This is a genomic window from Steroidobacteraceae bacterium, assembly GCA_041395505.1.
In the GTDB taxonomy this organism is placed as follows: Bacteria; Pseudomonadota; Gammaproteobacteria; order Steroidobacterales; family Steroidobacteraceae; genus JAWLAG01.
Genome location: JAWLAG010000001.1, coordinates 2199642 through 2217912, shown reverse-complemented (window position 1 = coordinate 2217912; position 18271 = coordinate 2199642). Strand labels below are relative to the sequence as shown.

Below are 18271 nucleotides of genomic sequence, written 5' to 3'. Positions count from 1 at the left end.
TCGCAAAAGTTAAACGGTGCCGGCGCGTAACATTGAACCACGGTTCCGCCATTTGCGCCTTTATACGCAACAACGACGTCATTTGGCCCAGTTGGGACTTGCGGCAGGGCAGTAGCGGCGCAGCCATGCAGCAAAATGGCTAGCGCGATGACTGGTGGGCGGATTCGACTATTCACCGAGCAGTCTCCGCGCGGCGTAGTTGAACCCTGCGTCATGGTACGTCTCCCAATACTTCCGCGGGCCCAACTGCTTGTGCACTCCAGATAGATGAATGCCCTCATGAGTCCAGGCTATCATGGCAAAGTTGTGAGGAGCGGTCAGGATTGCTTGCAAATTGAATGAACCCCAATCTCGCTTAGTCAATTTTTGTTCGCTCAGCGCTGTCAACTCAATTCGTCCCGTGCTCTCATACGATTGTAGTACCTTGTCGTCGACCGCAGGATTGTATCCGACCGTAGCGCTTATCAACTTCTCCGCTGTTTCCCGGGCAGACACCGTGCCGGACCTTGTTCCGCCGGTTTTCTTATTGTCGGAATCGTGCTCGGGAACTGAAACAAAGGTATATTGTCCGGAGGCCAGCAAAGTCTTGACGGCGTCCGTGTATGCATTTTCTAGCGCCTTCGCCGCTTCCTCACCATATTTCTTGACGAACTCATCGCGACCTTCGTCGATCTTGCACTGCACGGTGAACTCATTACCGGACTCGCTCTCTGTATGCTCGCAGCTGGTTCCTGTGGGGTCGAAGTAGTTCCCCGGATCATTGCCGACATAGGCATAAAGATTGAGGTCATCATCTTGCTCTAGCGCCTTCCAAGCTCACCGAGTTATCGAAACAGATCGCAAGCTTCGCTTCCAGTTGCGAACCCTGAATCACGATGCTGAAACCAACATCTCGCGAGAGTCCACCGACGTTGTAATAATCAATGAGTACGATGGAATCGCTGTCATTAGGGCAAAACAGAACGGAGTCGTGAAGCGAAGTGGCGGCGTCCAATAGCGCCGTGAAGTTCGTACTCGCAACGCTGGCCGTTCCTACATAGCTGTATTCGTCAAAACCCAATCGACCGGCCTGCGGACCAATCGTCGCATCGCAGCACTCGGCGATATGTCGAGCGCGCTTCTCGCTTACGTGCGCAGCGACCAACCCCGGACATTCTGCTAAGTTGGGTTTCCTTTCAAAGTTGATCGGCAGTTTTGCATCAACATCGAACGCATCAAGGGTAAGGTGCGTTCGCAACGCCACGCTTGCTTTGGCCGCAACATAGCCCCCACGTTTAGCCCTTTTTTCGGCCCGTTCCTTTTCCTCGGCAACTCGCATCCGCCGTTCGCGCAACTGCCGAATACGGTTAGTGTCGCTTTCGTTCACGGCCATCCTCCATTACACTCAGAGATTCGGATCAAAGTCTACTCGGACTTTGTCTTCGTTCTCGATTCTCGGCCGCCCTGCGCTGTCGGTTTGTCCGCCAGCCTTGACGTTTCCAGCTTCCACTTGTGATTGACCAGCGTGGGAACCTACCCGGTCACGTGATACCTGTACCGACTTATCTTGCGTGCCTCCACCCGGCTTTGGGGTTTCATAGGTCTGCTGGCGACCAACTTTCGTACCATCACTAGCAGTGCCGTTGGTCTGGCTTTTCGGTTGCTGACTGGTCGGAATACCTGTTTGGCGCTTTGCCTCACGTGTTGCTGCTCGCTGAGTCAGCACTTTGGCTTCCCGCGAAGCCGCATTCATCACCACCGACCGTAACGAACCTGCGCCCGGCTGTAACCCCCCAATCCCACTCCTAGCCGCCGCACCTTGTGGCTCCGGGGTGTCATCCGGCCCAGGAGCGTTGGCGGCATCCGAGGCCACCAGCGCACCAATTCCCCATATCACCGGAATGAACCATGCAAGGCGCCCGTCTGGATCAACCTTGTTCCCCGGATCATTGCCGACATAGGCATAGAGGTTGAGGTCATCCTTCGTCCGAAGAGCAGGAACACAGCGCGCCTGGTCCTCACGCGGCTTCGCCGCTTCCGCCTAACGGCGTTACGGAGCCGACTGTTTGAACGCCGCCTACAGCGGCTCATTTGTTGGATCGGTTTGCAGGAACCGCCCGATCTGCGGCGCGTAGTACCGGGCCCTATAATAATAGAGTCCCGTTTCTTCATCGAACCGCCGGCCTGTGTAGCGAAATGGCTGCCCCGTTGTGGGCACGTTATTCGCGGCGTTGCCATACGCGTCGTAGGCATAGCGCTTGCCCCCTGTGCCAACAGATGAGCCCCGCGTGAGCGGGGCGTCACTCTTTGCACACGGTACCGACGTTAGTCGGGCGCATGCCATGCACGCTGTTTCACAGCTTGCTCCTAACGGAGCTACAAGGCGGGGAGGGTGGACGCCGCCTGCGGCGGCTCATTTGTTGGTACCCGAGCTGTTGTACTCGGCGATTTCATGTGGGCACACAGCTCCGTTCGCATGCAATCAATCATCGTCCTTCATGCCGCCTCTCGCATTCGAAAGCAACATGATGGCCGGCTTTCGTCGGAGACAATTCAAATTGAGCTACAACTTTGCGCGGCCTCGCTCCGTACAAGGTGACACGATTTCTCACGGACAATTTCGCCGGCGTTCCGCCTTCGGTAGATGTAAAGGCGACTTCAGTACTCCTTCATTCGCAACAAGAACGTATGTCCCCAGTCGCATGACATGAACGAGCGCGTCGCCATCCAACCCCAATCCACCTCGCTGTGAGCCCAGGTCCCGGGCGGGATCAAGTAGAATCGGAAAGAAGGCGATCACTCCACGTGATCTTGAGTAGTAGAACATTAATTTCTGTCGATGTGCGGTCGAGCCATCGCAACGACACGCCGCCTCACTTTCGCAGCGCGAGGAGATGGCGACAGTGTCACAGACCCCCGACTCACCAAGGCATTTCTCCACGATCAGAAGGTACCCGAACACGGAATATCGTTGACCCGGCGTCAGGAACCCATCGCGCGGTACGGCCATCACGTCAGCGTAATCGTAAACGCAGCGATACCGCTCGTCTGAACAATCCAGCAAGTCGAGGTTCGGTGCTTCTGCCCCATAGCACTGAGCCTGCGACGTGCGTTCCTCGCAGACAATAGTCTGTCCCAGCGCGGTCTTGTACATCTCGAATTGGATCGCACCCGGGTGTTTCGACTCCGGGGGCGCCTGGCCCGCCTCGACGCACCCCGCCATGAACATTCCAACGAGCGCAAAACGCATTAACCGATTCACCTCCATCTCCCGAGAAGCCTTGAGGCCGCTTGATTGAAGCCGACGTCGTGCAGCGTCTCCCAGGTTTTCCGAGGCCCTAGCGATTCATGCGCGCCTGATAAGTGAATCCCTTCGTGGGTCCATGCCACCATTCCCGAATAATCCCTCATCCGCCAGCCAGTTGGATTGCTCCAGAAGGAAATACCGACAGTCCGTTCATAAGTTACAGGCGTCAAATTAGTCCTCTGTGCTAATTCATGCGATTTCATAATTCTCGGTTTCTTGTCCACTTGCGGATCATATCCGACCTTTGCACGAATCAGAGCCGCCGCGACCTTCGCCGCCGATGCTGTACCTGTGACTTGGCCGCCTGTTGGTTTCTCGGTATCCGGGTCAATTTCTGGAACTGAAATGAATGTCTCCGTATCGCCGCGGGAGAGAAGCGTATTAACCGCGTTGGTATACGCAAGCTCCAGTGCCGCCGCTGCCTCCTCTCCGAATACTTTTACGAACTCATCGCGACCTTCGTCAATCTTGCACTGCACGGTGAACTCATTACCGGACTCGCTCTCTGTATGCTCGCAGCTCGTTCCTGTGGGGTCGAAGTAGTTCCCCGGATCGTTATAGGTGTAGGCATAGAGATTGAGGTCATCCTGCGTCCAAAGAGGAGGAACACAGCGCGCCTGGTCCTCACGCGGCTTCGCCGCTCTCGCCTAACGGCGTCACGAAGCCGACTGTTTGGTCGCCGCCTGCGGCGGCTCATTTGTTGGATCAACCTGCAGGAACCGCCCGATCTGCGGCGCGTAGTACCGGGCCCTATAATACTTGTTTTCAACTCGCGGCCGTGCGTGCATCCCTGCACTTGCCGCGTTTCGCCCCGGCAAGAGCGCGGTCGTGCCAGGGCTCCCGGCACCTCGCTTGATCACTCATTCGGCGCGATTGTTCCCGCTCGTCGCCGCTGGCCCATCCATGGCCCAGAGCCCGTTTCGGCATCTAATCGCCGGCCAACAATCGAGCGCAGCGATCACGCAACGCCGACAATATCGCCGTTAGGCTTGATCGTATTGTGCCCAAGCCCTCCGGTGTGTCTTGCCTCCATGCGGCTGGCCCGTGGCGGGCACGCCATTCGCGGCATTGCCGTAGGCATCGTAGGCATAGCGCTGGCCCCCAGTGCCAACAGATGAGCCCCGCGTGAGCGGGGCGTCACCCTCCGCACGCGGTACCGACGTTAGTCGAGCGCAGGCCGTGCGCGCTGCTGGTGGCCCGTAGGAACAGGGAGGCAGCGTGATCAACTGACTCTCGCCCATCGGCGTTGCGGAGCGGACGGCGTGGACGCCGCCCGCGGCGGCTCAATTGTTGGCGAGTTGGGCGCTGATCCAAATATTGGTGCCGCCAGCCATTACTCACCGTCAGCGTTCGTCGAATTCCATTCGTCGAAGAAGATCCACCCCGAACGCTCGCGCGGCCGAACGTCTTGCGGTGTCTGGGAAATAGCAGCGATATCGCCTGGAGAAAACGGCAAATCTGAATACCCTTTAATTCCGATAATGTACGTTTTGTCGGACAACAGAACATTGTCAAATCGGCGGCCATCCGTCAGTGTCACACTCACCTGGGCTGCACCATTAGCGAATTCCCGGCACTTCGCAGCTTGTGCAATAAGGTCGTGCTCAAGTTTATATTTCAGCTTCATGGAAGTGGCTCCCAAGGTCCGCAGCAACCCGGCGGCAACCCGTCAGGGATGAGCGTCTCATCTGCACCGCCGGAGCCATCGAACGGCCCCTCTCCGCCAGGCGTCGTCCCCTTCTTTACATCAGTACCTGCGGGAATATCAACAGGGCGGCGCCCTTCGATTGGCTTGAAGGGGTCGAGCTTGTCCGTTGCTTCTCCGCGATCCCCAAAGTCATTTGGCGTCGTCCAGGTATCTGGCTTGGTGCTTCCATCCGGGTTGACTTTGGGGTCATCCTTCGGGCCATAGATCCATTCCCTACTCGGTTTATCAGTTGTGACGGTTGGCGCATCCGCTGCTCCCGTGGATGGCTCGCTCGGCGCCTCCGCATCCTCTGTGAAAATGTTCGAGATCGCGTTTGAGATCGCGTCCGCAGCCGCCTTTACACCGCTGGCAAAGGACTGGCAAGCTCCGGACGCGTAACAGATTACGGCAGCTCCAACCCCGTACACGACGACGACGGGAATCGCCTGCGCCGCGTGGCCCCTCGGATCCGTCTTGTTCCCCGGATCATTGCCGACATAGGCATAGAGGTTGAGGTCATCCTTCGTCCCGATCGGATCAACCTGCAGGAACCGCCCGATCTGCGGCGCGTAGTACCGGGCCCTATAATAGTAGAGTCCGGTTTCAGCATCTAATCGCCTTCCCGTGTACCTGAACGGCTGACCCGTGGCGGGCACGCCATTGGCGGCATTGCCGTAGGCATCGTAGGCATAGCGCTGGCCCCCAGTGCCAACAGATGAGCCCCGCGTGAGCGGGGCGTCACTCTTTGCACACGGTACCGACGTTAGTCGGGCGCAGGCCGTGCGCGCTGTTTCACAGCTTGCTCCTAACGGAGCTACAGGGCGGGGAGGGTGGACGCCGCCTGGGGCGGCTCATTTGTTGGTACCAGAGCTATTGTACTCGGCGATTTCCTCATCGCCGTCTGACAGATACTGCGTGGTGACCCCGCCCGCGACCTTGCTGACGCGTCGCCCCAGACCGTCGTACTCGTACGTGGCACTGGTGGCTCCGGTGCCGGTCACCGTCGCCGTACGGAGCATGTTCTCTGGCGTGTACGTATACGTATGGCTTGAACCTGCGCCCGGAATGGACCAAGTGAGGAGGTTGCCGTTGTTATCGTAAGTGGCGCTGACGCCACCCACGCTACCGTACTGATTGAGCTTGTTCGAGACATAGCCGATCGTCGAAGCCGAGATCGGTTTGGCGAGATAGAAATCATCGTTCGCCGCGATCGAGGTGATCTGCCCCGAAAGATTGTGCCCGTAGTCGAGTTGCGCCGAGTTGGTCGAGAGCGTATGCGTCAGGACGTCAAGATCAAGATCTGTCTCGTAGGTATAGCCCACAAGGTTCGTCGTACTGGCCCCGAGTTTGAGGCTTTGCCTCAGTGACAGCGGATCGAGCGTATAGAGCGCGATTTCATTAGCAGAAGTACTATTCTCACGCACCCGTGTCATGCGACCGAGATCGTCGGTTTCATAGTGGACAAAGTAGCCATCGGGCCAGGTGGTTCGCTTGCGCTCACCCGATTCGTACCACTGGTAGCTCACGGTACGTGAATCGTTGACCTCGGTGAGCTTGCGGCCCGCACCGTCGTACCAACCTCGAGTTCTACTATGAGCCCGGCCCCGACGCGAAAGCTGGCGATATCGATGAATTCTCGTTGAATTTCTTCGACGAACTCGACTACTCCAATACGGCTGTGGTGCGCATCACCTATGAAGCCGCAGCGCCGCCGCCCACACCGGCACCGCCCCCACCCACGTCGCCGCCATCGAGTGGTAGCGGCGGCGGCGGTGCCATGGGCGGCTGGTTGCTCTTGTGGCTCGCGACGCTGCTCGCGATGCGCAGGCACTTGAATCCACAACGACGGACTCGACATGCGAAGTTGTCATAATGTTCGTTACGCGAAGTACGCCTATACGCGCAAAGTTCAAATGTCCGCTTTGAGCAAAGTTGAGATGTCCGCTCTGGATGGTTTAGGCATCGCATCTTGGGGGCCCTGTCGGGCTCCGGCGATCGGACCGTCGCCGACGGGGCCGCGAGAATCATTGCGTGCGATGCAGCCGCGCCTTGCGGCGATCGAACGCTGTTGAGGTACTCGCGCCGCCGAACAGTTCCAAACGTCGCCACCGTTGACTCGGCATGACGCGCCGCTAACACGGCGCTCCGTTCTTGGCTCGCCCCTTGGTCTCTGCGGACACGGCATGCGGCCAGTTGTAGATGAAAGTGGATTCCGTATATCCCCCATGGAGCTTGAGTTGTCCTCGGAGCCAGATCGTAGTCAGTGGCCAGATGAGGTGTCCAAGCCACTTTCGCGACCGGCCAAAATGCCCGGCGCGGTACTGTTGCAGTATGTATCGTTTGGCAACCGCGTGGCCGGCTTTGTACGCCCGCCACAGCCACTCCATGGCGATGCGCCGATCCTTGGTAACACCGATCCCGTTAAGATAAAAGCGCCCCATGTCGAGCAACGCGGGTGAAAAGCCCTGTCTGGCCGCCTGGCGCATGTACTGAACGGCATGGAGAGGCTGATTCTCTTCGACCAGCAACCAGGCCATGACGTGTTGGCTATAGGCGTGGTCGCGACTGGCACCAAGCTCGACAAGTTCGCGAGCAGCAGGCAGGTTCGGTTCTTGACCCAGGCTTCCCGTTGCCTTGATTAAGGCAAGAGTCGCACGCGCATCAAGATTCCCCTCATTCGCTAATCGCTGAAACTCCGCCAAGGCCGACTCAGCGTGCAATGCAAAGTAGTGACCGTTGGCCGACGCCGTCGACGGTGTCAGCAGCACGGGAGTGTTGAACCGATCATCCTCAACGAAGCGATACATTGTCAAAAAATGGCATCAAGCGCTGCCGCTATCCTACTGCCGAATGTAGTCGCCTGCATACCGGCCGCCGCTATAACACCTTCGATCAAGCACATGGCATTGCCACGGAGCCAAAGGCCCTATCCGGCTTCGTAAAGTTCCTCGGCGCACAAACGTCCGTCCGCGATCAGCGAAGTAGCACCTCGGGACGCTCACCCGGAACAACAGCACAAGCGGCAACTACGCGAGACTTATTTCGCAGATCGACGGTCTGTCGAGTGCCCGCAATGGCCTTCGTCAAAAACCCAAATGGATTGCCTTTCGCCTTCTTCCAATATTTTGTACACCTCAAAAATGTCGGCGGCTGGAGGAACATCAACCGCATAGAGCAGCTTCGCCCCTTCGTCTGCGTACTCGTAGGTGCACTCTAAGCTGGCAAGCCTTGCCCACCAAGCCGCGAAGGATTCTGATTTCTTCGGCACCAGTATTCGATATGTGGAGTGGCCCGAATTCGACAACGTTCGCCGATACTCAAATTCTCCGGCGCAATCTGGATCCTCCGTTGCTTCGACGACGTCCATGTAGCTAACGCCCTTGGCGAAGAATGGAGAGTTACGCAGCTCGAAGTACGCTCTGTCGCTGGGTAACCGTTTTGCCCACAGCCGTTCCGGACTACCACCACCCATCCCTTGTGGATCCGTCCGGAATCGAACCCTCACAAGTCCATCGTCTACTTGCATCCGGTTCCGCATATCGCTACTCAGGCACAAATGGAACCGCGCGGACACGGTGGCGTTGGCGGCGGCGGGAGTGGTGTCGGAGGAGGCGCAAAGAACTCTTTGACCTTGTTCTTTAGGCTCTCGTACCACTGCGACGGAGTGCGGCCGCCCTTCGACAGATTGCACGTCCTGCATGCATCAGCTTTGTTAGCTGGTTCGTTGTTGCCATTCTGAACCTTCGGCTTAATATAGTCGTTGTTGTGTTGATCCGGCCCGGGCTTACGCGTTGTGTCACGCCCACAATACGTGCACGGACGAGTTTCGTCCGGCTTTGCAGTACGGGGAAAATTCTTGCCAGCCCCTGGACCATCACTGGATCCCTTCGGGAGTTCTTCAAGTGGTCGGAGTGGTGTACCGCGCGGACCAATAACTGGTTCTTCCGCAATTCCGGGCCTAATAATCGGTTCCAAAACCGGTGGAATTTCACCAAGGATGCAAAATCCGCATAAGCCGCTCGGATCCGTCTTATTCCTTGCGCCCGCACCGACCGCACCCCACGGACTGGCGTCAACCGTGTACTCAAGCGCCGCACACAGTCCGCACGATCTTCACGCCGCAACGCGGCTTCCGCCTAACGGCGCTATCAGGCGGGGAGCGTGAACGCCGCCTTATGGCGGCTCCATTGTTGGATCATTCCCTACATACGCATAAAGATTGAGGTCATCCAAATCTACCTGGATCCTCCGGCCATCTAACGGCCATAGCTACGCTCAATAATCTTCCCGGAATCGGTCAGAACGTAACTGGTGCTTGCGCCACATTTGGACGTGTTGACGACTATTGCGCCACCAATATCCCGTGTGTTGTCGGTCGGCAAGAAGTCAACATGCCATTTGTTATCTTCGACGTACACTCGAACACGAAAGCATCTCCATTGACGGTTCCGCCGACTAAAGTCCTTGAAAGCCGCGCTCGCCACGACTATCGCTGTTGTGTCAATTTCGTAATCCGGCGAATTCGAGGGTGGCTGCGCACGCGCAGACGGTGCAACGTAACCTAATGCGAGCCAGAAAAACGCTAGCTGATACATTAATTGCCGTAGGAGCTCCAGATATTTTCTTTCGTGCATGACACTTGGCCTTACTGGCTTGGCGGACATTGCCGGTGCCCACAAAAGTCAGGACGAGGGGTTTCTTGCCGAACGGGCGGAACTTTAAGATCGGTCTCCCTTTTCGTACTTGGGTCATATTGCTTTGCTCGCCCGCTTGGCGTTCCTAAATAGCTCTTGTAATTCTTGTTACCCGTCGCCTTTCGAAGCACAGCGGAATTTGCTTTGTCGCCGGGCGAGAATTTGTCACTCTTGTATTCATCCCTACTTCTTGTTGTTCGCTCAGGGGTTCCGTCAGTCCCCTTTCTCGAATAATCACCGTGTGTGTGGTAATCACCAACAGCCGATTTCGGTATCGCGTGTGTCACCGAATCACCCTTTCCACTGGACGTTGGTTCGGACGCAAAGTAGCTGCCGCCACGCTCATAAATGTGCCCGCCAAATTCGACATTCTCCCTAATCGACGTGGGATTAATGTATGTAATCGCATCGTCTGCCGCCGCCTCCGGACTAGGGAGCGGATCTCCCGGAGCAAGCCCCGTCGGATCCGTCTTGTTCCCCGGATCATTCCCCACATACGCATAGAGATTCAGGTCATCCTTGTACCCGATCGGATCGGTCTGCAAGAAGCGTCCAAGGTGGGGATCATACACCCGCGCCTTGTAGTGGTAGAGCTGGACTTCGGGGAGCGCGATTTGCCCCGTGTATTTGAAGCGTGAGCCAACAATCGAGTGCGGTCACGCCTGCACGCCGACGCAATGCGATCCGTCGCTCCGTTCGGAGAGTGGGTGCCGGGTCTATTTGACAGGCTCGCCGTTCATCGGCCTGGAGGAAATTGAACAACAGCCGCGAGGGATTCTAAGTATCAGAGCCTCCCTGAGGCAATCTCGGCTTGGTCAGCAGCCACTCCTCGAACTTGTCGAACAATTTGTCATTCTTCGGAACGAGCAGCACTCTTGCTAACCTTCCGTTTGGCCGCGAGAAAACGATTCGGGCAATTGGTGTATTCTCGGCTTCACTCCTCCGAATAAATTCGGTCGCCTGAATATCAATCAATGGAATCGCCTTTTGATATCCCCAGCGATTGACGCACAAGTGATTGCCGCATACCTTGACTCCACAAACCACCAAGAATGGCGAAAGCAGGGCGGCAACCACCGTAACGCCAACTACGCACCAACCGTCCCATGCCACCGCGGATATGGCGTCGAAATTCAGTGTGCCTTGCGCATGCAGGGCCCTCACGAATCGCGCTGCCAGCCATGCAACGAAAGCCCAACTCGTTGCGCTGAACGCATTCGCCGTCATCGCAGAGAACGTACCGGCAAGCGTCACCGCTTGACTTTCAAAATCGGCGGTGGACGTCGTCTGCACCACAATAACACTCAGGCCGTATTGCTCTTGATGCCATCGCGTGCATCCCGCCAGCGGCTCAGAAAATAGACAAATCCAAGTAAACCAAACAGGTTGATACCCACATAGGGTGCTTCGCGCTCGCCGTGAACGCCAACGGCCGCCTCGGCACCCAGCTGTGCGTGGAGGCGTAGTGTCGCTTCGTCGGCACCAAAGCCCACGAGGGCTGCAACGTGACCGCCGGAGACCACGCGCCATACCCCTGCCGGCATATCTAGGAATGGAACCTGCAAAAGCCAGTAAACGCAACACGCGGGCAACACCTTTTTCGACCCACCGAGAACCTTTACACCAAGAAACACTCCCGCGACGCCGAATACCGTCACGCACGCAGTGATGATGCTCACTAGCCCGACAGCAGACTTAAGACCTTCGCCGCCGACCATGGCGAGAAAGCCTCCGCCAAAGACCATGGCGGCACCGCACAACTGGCCAAACGTTATGCCGACAATCGATGGAAACCTAAGCCTCAATGCATTGACTCAGCAATTCAAGAACAGAATCCGAGCTCGGATCCAGCTATTCTTCATCTACCGGTACGGTCTGGTCAATCGCAGCTAGTTCGTCGTTGAGCCCGCCGTATTTGTAGCCGACTCCTACTTGAACAAATGGCGACGTCCGCACCGCAAACTCGACTTTTCCCTCACTAAGGGTAATTCGCGCCACTCCCATCTTTGTCTCCCGCGACGCGGACACTTCCGGCTTCGCCACAGCACTCGCGTCCGCGCCTTTGGTTCCAAAGTGCGCCTCCGCATGAAATGCACCAGGTGCGGTGAGTGTCGTACCGTCTGGAGTCTCGACGGTACCCGTTGCGCCTGCGGCAACTTCGAAACGGGCGCCTTTCTCCTGATCGGCAGCCAATTTGGCCGCGACATTCACGCGAACAGCGGCACCACCTCTAACACTCATCGGACTGTGAACCGCGATATCTTTGCGAACCCCAACACCAACCTCTGCAGATGATCGCGACACGTACGCTCGAAACTTATTGGCGCCCCGCAAAAATGCATTGCGAAGCTCAAACTTGATGGGGTTGCAGCGATTGAGCCAGCCTTTCTTTTGTTCCGCAGAGCATTCGCACTGCCCACTCGGATCGGTCTTGTTCGCCGAATCATTCCCTACATACGCATAGAGGTTGAGGTCATCCTGCGTCCAAAGAGGAGGAACACAGCGCGCCTGGTCCTCACGCGGCTTCGCCGCTTTCGCCTAACGGCGTTACGGCATGGACTGGGTTCACGCCGTCTGCGACGGCTTGTTTGTTGACCATGCACCAAGGCCTTGTAGTGGCGAAGTTGTAGTTAAGACGTATGCGATTGCCAGGTACTGGGTACGATCGAACGAGCGGCGACCATCACGTAAAATCAATCGGAGTAGTTGTTTGGCATACATTATGGCGATAGTCGTCGAAAATAGACTTCAAACGTCACCTGAAGCTTCTCTTCACTATTGGAGTTTTCAAAACCGACAATCGCGCCCGTTTCGAGGACTTCGCGGCGCAAGACCTCGTCCTGCCAAGTATCGAGCATCATATTCTTGTAGCGCCACTCGACTTCCATGGCACATAGCGTGGTGCGACATTCGACCTGCCGCACCGTAGCTTGTCCCGCCGCAACGGTTCCGACAAGCTGTCGCAGACGATCCTCGATTCGCGATGCCCATTCGGGGTCGCGCGGCTCATTCTGGAATCGGTCCAAGCGCTCAAAAATGGGCGTACACGTGTCGTGGTAAATTTCTGCACAGCTGCGCTGGATCGAAGCCGACAGGGGAAACGGACGACCGATCACCTCAGCAGGATCGATGCCCTCGGTTGCGATCGCCGCGCTCGGAACACGCGTCATGTCGCGTGAGTCCTGATACGGCACCGTCGGTCGCGGCCCAAGCGTTTCTCGGCTGCGCAATATTGATTTGTCTTGGAACTCGGCCCCCCGTTTCGCTTTATCCGTGGCCTCAATCGATCGCTCTGCTGCGTCGGCTCCAAAGCTGGGTGGAGTCGCAGAACTCACTTGTCGCTCGCCCAACGTCACTCGGTCGGTTGATTGGTTAAGCCCTGTTACGACCGAATTCCTGTGCCAAACCCACAAAACGACTGCGCAGAACACTACGCCCAGTAGGGTCGGGAGTTGCCAACGCGACGCACGCAAATTCTTCGCCACCGAACCCGATCGCATCTATTCGGCCGCCAACTACCGGCCGTTCCTCACCCAACTCTTCTTCATTCGCTTTTCACTCCAGCGGTTGACCGATTGCTTCGTAATATCGTTTCTGTGCCTCTTCTGCTTTGCCGTTCCAAAACTCAACGCCCGCCCAATCACCCTCCGAAAACGCTTTCCCTCTTCTTTCCAAGAATTCCACCTGCGCGTTGGTAGCTGATTCGGCCGCAATATTTCTGTCTTGTTGCGTCGACCCAGCGGTAGTAGGGTCATAGAGTGGTGTCTCACTGTCCGCTGCGGAACCCAAATCCTGATTGTCCGCGTCTCCCGGCGGGAATCCTAGGTTTTCCCGAGTATCCCCTTCTGCAATCTGCATACCCCGGTCGATGGCTACCTCCGTGCCTTCGATATCGGGCGCGACTTGCTGCAACGCATCCGTAGAAATACCTTCAAGCGTTGCCGGATCGATAGGAACAATGGCGACTTCTTCACATGGCGGCCCATCACATCGCCCGGCTAACCCCGTCGGATCCGTCTTGTTGATGGGATCGCTGTAAACATACGCATAGAGATTCAGGTCATCCTTGTACCCGATCGGATCGGTCTGCAAAAAGCGCCCCAGAGAATCCGGACACTATTTCCTCGGCGTTCACGCCGCTTGGCGGCTTCCTCCTAACGGAGCTACGGCGCGGACTGGATGCACGCCGCCTCCGGCGGCTCCATTGTTGGATCATACACCCGTGCCTTGTAGTGGTAGAGCTGGACTTCGGAGAGCGCGATTTGCCCCGTGTATTTGAAGCGGCTTCCGCTCCAGGTGGACGGTTCGCCGTAGGCCCCGTAGGTATGGGCGGTGGCCGCCGCCGCGCGGTTAGTGCTTGCAATGACGGAGCCACGTTCGTCCCCGTGCAGCCAGGCGCGGTTGGTGAGCCCACTGCCTTCGTACCACACGAGCGGCTCATCCACCCCCGCGCCATGCGCATAGCGGCGCAGGACCGTGCCGCCGCTATTGTATTCGGCGATCAGTCGGTCGCCGTCATAGAGATACTGGGTCGTGACGCCGGCCGCCGTGGAATCCTTCAAGCGCCCAAGTGGATCATAGCTGAGCGTGATGCTGCTGCTCCCGGTGACCGTGAGCAGGCGGTTCTCTTTATCGTAGGCAAAGCTGCGCGAGCCGTCGCTCGTCAGATTACCGTTCGCATCATGCGTGAACGACGTGCCCGACACACTGGTGTACTCAGTTGTGATGCTATCGGGCGCGGTGCTTTCTCATCAGCCGACTCTGCGCGGCCTGATTTCGCTCACGCTGACTCGAACCATCCTCTGAGGTGCTCAGATGTGACTCAACTATCTGGCGGACGCGCATTAGCCACCGCCAATTGCTCAGCGTTCAGTCGGACGATCGTGAGTCCGTACATTGTCGAACCGGAAAGTCCTGCGGTGAACAATCTCGCATAGATACCCACAGCCCGATCCTCCCACACCAATTCGAAGTCTATCGAATAGGTTGCGTCCAGATCTTGCGACACCTTGCTGCGTTCCAGGGCGATGAATCCGGCACAAAAATATAGTACGTGCTCCACATCGCCGAATAGCACACTTAAGTCCGTTGACGACAACGACCGCACCCATGCCCGCGTGGAGGCAACACACGGATCAAGCGTCGCTAACGCGTTTTGAACTACCGATGCGACCGAGTTCGACCAGTCGGTGAATTCGAGCAACGAATGATCCGATGGCTGGCGATGGTAGACGGTGGGAGCGACGGGTGTCATTGCGGCTGCGGCGTTGACAAATAGGTCATCTTGCTTTTTTTTGGTCTATTAGTCCACGCAAATGCCCCGCTATCGGAAGCACCTAATCCACGCGAGGTTTCGCATCCAAACGTCAGCCAGTGGGTCCAATTTCGTCCGTTGCGCCTGATTCAACATGTCAATGCAAAATGCCGTCAGGTCCAGATCGATTTGCTCTATTGGTCTTGAGAAGAGTTTCTTGACTATCAGTTCCGGCGCCGCGATACAAAAATAGTCTGTCCCAGAGTGAATTCCGTAAATGTCCAATCCAGTATTCCAAAAGATCCCGTTGTTGAAATCGTTTGCCACCCAGAATTTGTAGAACCCAGCATGGTCGGAAGGTACTTTCAGAGTTTCAGCAACACAAACGCGCAGGCTTCGTATCTCAATGGGCGCCCATCGAGTCACGCTGTGGGTAGTACCCCAAGGAACCACCTCGCCATGTTGCACGGCATCATGTATTGAACCAATCGCCAAAACCGGACAAAGGGTTTTGGACAACACAAAATTGGGGAAGAAAAGGGTCCAATTCGGAACAATCCCGGTTGCAACCCAGGTTAGTTCACATTCCAATCCAATCTTATCGGTCGGTTCCATATATCGCCTTGATCGTCAATATAACCTCCTCCCGTGAAATTCGGGATCCAATAGGTGTTGTCGTTTGCATAAACTGTGCCTCTATTGTAAGAGCCGAATCGCTGCCTCGCGAATCCATTCTCAAATTGTAGGTGACGCTTGGTCCGTCTCCTAGGCTCTGACTAAACGACTGCGTTCCGTTGCTATACGACCTGACAGGCGAAAACTTTCCGGACAACGTCGAAAAATCACTCCGTGCATTTTCCGAGGTCCTGCCTGTTTCGAACTGATAGGAATTATTTCGAAGCGCCCGTTGACCGACAGAATTTGAAAGAAGTAGCCCAAACTCTGAGCGAGGTGGCGATCGCACGGATGAATCACTGAAATTGGATCTACCCACCAGATCCAACGCACGATTGACCGAGCGAAAAAGGTTCAGCTCGGCTGTTGAATACGGTGCGCCGCCTGGCGGCGTCATACGCGCTACCTGAAATGTAGGCAGCGTTGCTCGAACATACCGCAGCTGTGGCGAAGCTCGGACGTTTGTGAGCGTATTTTGCTCAATCAGTGGTCCGACGGGTCTTCGTTGCTGACCTTCAGAATCAGCATGGCCTATAGGATCATTCCCCACATAGGCATAGAGATTGAGGTCATCCTGCGTCCAAAGAGGAGGAACACAGCGCGCCTGGTCCTCACGCGGCTTCGCCGCTTCCGCCTAACGGCGTTACGGCATGGACTGGGTTCACGCCGTCTGCGACGGCTTGTTTGTTGACCATGCACCAAGGCCTTGTAGTGGTAGAGCTGGACTTCGGGCAGGGCGATTTGCCCGGTGTATTTGAACCGGCTTCCACTCCAGGTCGACGGTTCGCCGTAGGCGCCGATCCCGGCTCGTTCCAGGCGCGAACATCCAGAAAAATCGCATCGTGGCTCCTACACGTCACTCCGCCAACACGTGGCGTCTGACGAATCGGGCGAGGGCCACCAGGACCGCCGCGGCCAACAGGCCCAGTAGCATGAACACTGTCCAAGCACCCACCGTCCACTCACCGTGCCCGGCTCTCGCAGCCACTTCAAGGGCACAGTCGCAATAGGTTCGATGCACGACGTTGCGGGCACCGTCGTACTTGCTCAGTGCCACGAAGTGCATGCCTGGCAAAGCAGAAACGTCACAGTCGGTGACTATCGGCAACCAGACGTCCACTATCAGCGGTGGTGCGCCGCGCCAGACACGAAGCACCAATATCTTGGCGCGGTCCCACCGGCCTCCCTGCACAACAAGTGCTGCGTTACCTTCAACAGATTGCGCCTCGCGAACCGGCTCGGTAGTTTGTCGCCGCCAAATAACAATGCCGGAGTACACAGCGTCCAATTCCCGCGCTGCAGGCAGGGCCGCAGCGACATCCTGCGCAGTTACGTCGCTCGACGAGCAGTCGCATATACATGCCCGAGCGGGCGCATTCAACAGCGTTAGCAGGAAAAGTAACGTGAAGGCATTTGCGCGTACCGAACCTGCGGTTACAAGTACGAATTTCCTGCCAGAGGTATGCATTGGGAGAGTCGCTGACATGATGGCAACAACGGCGCCGCCCCTGCCCTAGCGCTCCTTGAATGACTCGCCGCGCAACCGACAGGCATTCGTATCCGTCACGAAGTCAAACCACAGGGTCTTGGGTGACGACGTGACATAGACGGCCGGGCAGGCGACTTGGTGACCATCCGGCCAACGGATAACGACCGTCGCGAGACCCTCGCAGCGAAAATTGACGGAGTCCACCACAACACCGGCAGACCCCGTCGGCAGAATCTGCGTGGTACCACAATGCTGTACCGTGACACTGTCCGGCAGCTTCGTCGCTGGCCATTGCACGCGGAACTCCATGGGTCTTGCAGAACACGCGGAGATCACGATAACCGCGGCAACGATTCCGCACCGTTTCATCGGAAGACCAACTCTGCAAAGGCACATTTGATCTGATTTGCCACAGAGAACTACAGTCCCAGCAGTGCGTGACCAACTCAGCGCGGGATCCGGCACCGCTGTTTCATCCGATGCCGCGCCAGCGGCCTCATCGCACCCGCCGGATTCCCGGATAGGCATCGAACCCCGCATCGAAGCTGAGAATGCGTTGGATCCCGTGCAGTTCCATGATCGCGATGTGCAGCGCGTCCCGCGCCGACAGGGAAGGGTGACCGAGCATAACGGCCTTGGCGCGTTCGATGGCCGCCACGTCCACCGCGAGGACCTCTTCGACAATGCCGAGCACGGCGTCGAAGGCGGCCTGAATGGCATCGCGTCGATTGATCGCGACGTAGCGATGAAGGATTTCCTGCAAGACCTCGACGTCGGTGACGAGGCGTTTGCGTTCGCTGACCAGGCGCTCAAGGGCGCGCTGCGCGTCGATCTTGTGCGGGTGCGGTGCACCCACGAGGTACATCGGAATGCTGGAGTCGATCAGGATCAAGGTGGGGCGTTGGCAGGATCCGCATAGCCGCGCTCGATGTCGGCAAGCATTTGCGGCAGTTCCGCCGTGGGGAATTCGTGTCGGGCGGCCGCCCGGATCACATCGAGTTTGCGGCCTGTGCTGATCACGGGTTCACGCCGGCGCGCGAGTGACAGGGCCTGACGGACCCATTCAGCGACCGTCATGTCACGCAGACGCGCCGCGCGCTGGATTTCGCGGTACTCGAGGTCCTGGATGATGACCTGCAAACGCTTCGCCATACCGCCAGTCTTGTTAACTCATGGCCATGAGTCA

20 protein-coding genes and 1 pseudogene are annotated in these 18271 nt (G+C 57.2%); 1 reads left to right on the top strand and 20 read right to left on the bottom strand.

Annotated features, from left to right (window positions below):
* Positions 1–168: 168 nt before the first annotated feature.
* From R3E77_10340 to R3E77_10310, 7 genes and pseudogenes are all read right to left on the bottom strand, one after another.
* Complete coding sequence (locus tag R3E77_10340; GenBank protein ID MEZ5499812.1) at positions 169–684, bottom strand: hypothetical protein; 516 nt, start codon at positions 682–684, stop codon at positions 169–171.
* A 106-nt stretch (positions 685–790) separates the two neighbouring features.
* Positions 791–1366: a hypothetical protein gene (locus R3E77_10335; protein MEZ5499811.1), complete on the bottom strand. Its 576-nt coding sequence runs from the start codon at positions 1364–1366 to the stop codon at positions 791–793.
* Between the two features lie 18 nt (positions 1367–1384).
* The gene (locus R3E77_10330; GenBank protein MEZ5499810.1) at positions 1385–1732 is read right to left on the bottom strand and encodes a hypothetical protein; all 348 of its coding nucleotides are present in this window, start codon (positions 1730–1732) and stop codon (positions 1385–1387) included.
* 1505 nt (positions 1733–3237) lie between these two features.
* Positions 3238–3765, bottom strand: coding sequence for a hypothetical protein (locus tag R3E77_10325; GenBank protein MEZ5499809.1), 528 nt, complete (start codon positions 3763–3765; stop codon positions 3238–3240).
* 854 nt (positions 3766–4619) lie between these two features.
* A complete protein-coding gene (locus tag R3E77_10320) occupies positions 4620–4913 on the bottom strand; it encodes a hypothetical protein (protein ID MEZ5499808.1) in 294 nt (97 codons plus the stop codon).
* Positions 4910–5647 (bottom strand): annotated as a pseudogene (locus R3E77_10315) (RHS repeat-associated core domain-containing protein). Before R3E77_10315 ends, R3E77_10320 begins: the two are co-directional and overlap by 4 nt.
* A gap of 177 nt (positions 5648–5824) precedes the next feature.
* Complete coding sequence (locus R3E77_10310; GenBank protein ID MEZ5499807.1) at positions 5825–6499, bottom strand: hypothetical protein; 675 nt, start codon at positions 6497–6499, stop codon at positions 5825–5827.
* Between the two features lie 113 nt (positions 6500–6612).
* Here R3E77_10310 and R3E77_10305 point away from each other — a divergent pair, with 113 nt between their 5' ends.
* A complete protein-coding gene (locus R3E77_10305) occupies positions 6613–6846 on the top strand; it encodes a hypothetical protein (GenBank protein MEZ5499806.1) in 234 nt (77 codons plus the stop codon).
* 259 nt (positions 6847–7105) lie between these two features.
* Here R3E77_10305 and R3E77_10300 read toward each other — a convergent pair whose 3' ends face one another.
* The 13 genes from R3E77_10300 to R3E77_10240 form a co-directional block, all read right to left on the bottom strand.
* Positions 7106–7780, bottom strand: coding sequence for a tetratricopeptide repeat protein (locus R3E77_10300; protein MEZ5499805.1), 675 nt, complete (start codon positions 7778–7780; stop codon positions 7106–7108).
* Between the two features lie 230 nt (positions 7781–8010).
* The gene (locus R3E77_10295; GenBank protein ID MEZ5499804.1) at positions 8011–8445 is read right to left on the bottom strand and encodes a DUF4265 domain-containing protein; all 435 of its coding nucleotides are present in this window, start codon (positions 8443–8445) and stop codon (positions 8011–8013) included.
* 1999 nt (positions 8446–10444) lie between these two features.
* Entirely contained in the window at positions 10445–10960 is a 516-nt protein-coding gene (locus R3E77_10290; protein ID MEZ5499803.1) for a hypothetical protein, read from the bottom strand.
* A gap of 11 nt (positions 10961–10971) precedes the next feature.
* Positions 10972–11211 (bottom strand): hypothetical protein, encoded by a 240-nt coding sequence (locus R3E77_10285; protein ID MEZ5499802.1) that lies wholly within the window; start codon positions 11209–11211, stop codon positions 10972–10974.
* Positions 11212–11518: 307 nt separating this feature from the next.
* The gene (locus tag R3E77_10280) at positions 11519–11878 is read right to left on the bottom strand and encodes a hypothetical protein (GenBank protein MEZ5499801.1); all 360 of its coding nucleotides are present in this window, start codon (positions 11876–11878) and stop codon (positions 11519–11521) included.
* 509 nt (positions 11879–12387) lie between these two features.
* The gene (locus R3E77_10275) at positions 12388–12837 is read right to left on the bottom strand and encodes a hypothetical protein (GenBank protein ID MEZ5499800.1); all 450 of its coding nucleotides are present in this window, start codon (positions 12835–12837) and stop codon (positions 12388–12390) included.
* A gap of 385 nt (positions 12838–13222) precedes the next feature.
* Entirely contained in the window at positions 13223–13771 is a 549-nt protein-coding gene (locus R3E77_10270) for an RHS repeat-associated core domain-containing protein (protein MEZ5499799.1), read from the bottom strand.
* Between the two features lie 59 nt (positions 13772–13830).
* Positions 13831–14373, bottom strand: coding sequence for a hypothetical protein (locus R3E77_10265; GenBank protein MEZ5499798.1), 543 nt, complete (start codon positions 14371–14373; stop codon positions 13831–13833).
* Positions 14374–14489: 116 nt separating this feature from the next.
* Positions 14490–14870, bottom strand: coding sequence for a hypothetical protein (locus R3E77_10260; GenBank protein MEZ5499797.1), 381 nt, complete (start codon positions 14868–14870; stop codon positions 14490–14492).
* Positions 14871–16452: 1582 nt separating this feature from the next.
* Positions 16453–16653, bottom strand: a complete 201-nt coding sequence (locus R3E77_10255; protein ID MEZ5499796.1) for a hypothetical protein — start codon at positions 16651–16653, stop codon at positions 16453–16455.
* 456 nt (positions 16654–17109) lie between these two features.
* On the bottom strand, positions 17110–17382 hold the full coding sequence (locus R3E77_10250) for a hypothetical protein (protein MEZ5499795.1): 273 nt from the start codon (positions 17380–17382) through the stop codon (positions 17110–17112).
* A gap of 199 nt (positions 17383–17581) precedes the next feature.
* Positions 17582–17977 (bottom strand): type II toxin-antitoxin system VapC family toxin, encoded by a 396-nt coding sequence (locus R3E77_10245; protein ID MEZ5499794.1) that lies wholly within the window; start codon positions 17975–17977, stop codon positions 17582–17584.
* Positions 17974–18237: a hypothetical protein gene (locus tag R3E77_10240; protein ID MEZ5499793.1), complete on the bottom strand. Its 264-nt coding sequence runs from the start codon at positions 18235–18237 to the stop codon at positions 17974–17976. The genes R3E77_10245 and R3E77_10240 overlap by 4 nt, the downstream gene beginning before the upstream one ends.
* Positions 18238–18271 lie beyond the last annotated feature (34 nt).

Excerpts from the sequence above, each read along its gene's own strand:
- R3E77_10330 (MEZ5499810.1), bottom strand. The coding sequence starts at position 1,732 with ATGAATGCGGCTTCGCGGGAAGCCAAAGTGCTGACTCAGCGAGCAGCA.
- R3E77_10275 (MEZ5499800.1), bottom strand. The coding sequence starts at position 12,837 with ATGACGCGTGTTCCGAGCGCGGCGATCGCAACCGAGGGCATCGATCCT.
- R3E77_10300 (MEZ5499805.1), bottom strand. The coding sequence starts at position 7,780 with ATGTATCGCTTCGTTGAGGATGATCGGTTCAACACTCCCGTGCTGCTG.
- R3E77_10320 (MEZ5499808.1), bottom strand. The coding sequence starts at position 4,913 with ATGAAGCTGAAATATAAACTTGAGCACGACCTTATTGCACAAGCTGCG.
- R3E77_10285 (MEZ5499802.1), bottom strand. The coding sequence starts at position 11,211 with ATGCCGGCAGGGGTATGGCGCGTGGTCTCCGGCGGTCACGTTGCAGCC.
- R3E77_10295 (MEZ5499804.1), bottom strand. The coding sequence starts at position 8,445 with ATGGGTGGTGGTAGTCCGGAACGGCTGTGGGCAAAACGGTTACCCAGC.
- R3E77_10240 (MEZ5499793.1), bottom strand. The coding sequence starts at position 18,237 with ATGGCGAAGCGTTTGCAGGTCATCATCCAGGACCTCGAGTACCGCGAA.